General features: G+C 64.2%; 1 protein-coding gene. It reads left to right on the forward strand.

The features are described from left to right. Positions 1-341 precede the first annotated feature (341 nt). Positions 342-1,125: condensation domain-containing protein (locus ABVQ20_RS40440; RefSeq protein ID WP_354465429.1), on the forward strand; the 784-nt coding region annotated here is incomplete at its 3' end.

Below are 1,125 nucleotides of genomic sequence, written 5' to 3' on the forward strand. Positions count from 1 at the left end.
CGCCAACGACCGTGATCGCCGTCTTTCTCCAGATGGCGCGCTCGATCGGCCTGCGCGAGGAGCCCGACCAACTGGTCAGCGGTATCTACGATCTCCGGCAGGCGACCGTAGTCATTTGACGTCCGTGTTGCCGTGTTCAGCCGTATCCGGTTGAACACGGCTATGTTCGGAACCCGACACACTGAAGCGGAAGTATTCCGCCGTGTTGCGGCGCGAAACACCTGGTTTTGCCGCTCTTGCTCGCCAACCTCTTTGGTGGCACGCCGATTGCATACGGTAAGTACGATGAAGCATCCATTACGACCACAGCGGTCTCACAATGTCAGGCCGAGGAGGTCTACATGAAACTTGCTCGAACGATCCAAATCAATGCGACAGACGCTGCCCTGTTGAGTGCTGTCCCGCCAATTGAAGCTTTGCCGCGTCCGTCGCGGGTGCCGCTGTCACTCCCCCAGCAGCGGCTTTGGTTCCTATCGCGTCTGGCGGGCGGCAGTGAGGCCTGTCACATCCAGATGGGGCTTCGGCTTCGCGGCGAGCTGGACGAGGCGGCCCTGCAGTCGGCCTTGGACGGGTTGGTGGCGCGTCATGAGATGCTGCGCACCACCTTCGGGGTGAAGGACGGCGAGCCGTTCCAGCAGATCGGGCCAGCGGACGTCGGCCAGCCGCTGGAAAGGAATGATCTGACGGCGGCAGCGGATGTGGAGGCGACACTCCAGGATCTGATGCGCCATGAAGCGCAGGCGGCGTTCGACCTGGAAGCAGGGCCGCTGATCCGCGGACGGCTGGTGCGCCTGGCGGTGGACGATCATGTGCTGCTGATCACCATGCACCGCATGGTCTCCGACGACCGGTCGCGGAGGATCCTGACGCGCGAGTTCAGCGAGCTCTATGCTGCGGCGCGGGAGGGCCGCGCGGATCGGCTGACACCGTTGCCGGTGCAATATGCGGACTACGCCCTTTGGCAGCGCCGTTGGTTGGCGGGCGAGGTCCTGGAGCGTCAGTCGGCATACTGGCTCCGGACGCTGGCGGGCGCACCAACGGTGCTGAAGCTGCCGACGGACCAGCCGCGTCCGGCGCAGCAGGACTACAGCGGCAGTTACGTCGAGTTCGCATTGCACGAGCCGC

Source organism: Mesorhizobium shangrilense (assembly GCF_040537815.1).
GTDB classification, from domain to species: Bacteria; Pseudomonadota; Alphaproteobacteria; order Rhizobiales; family Rhizobiaceae; genus Mesorhizobium; species Mesorhizobium shangrilense.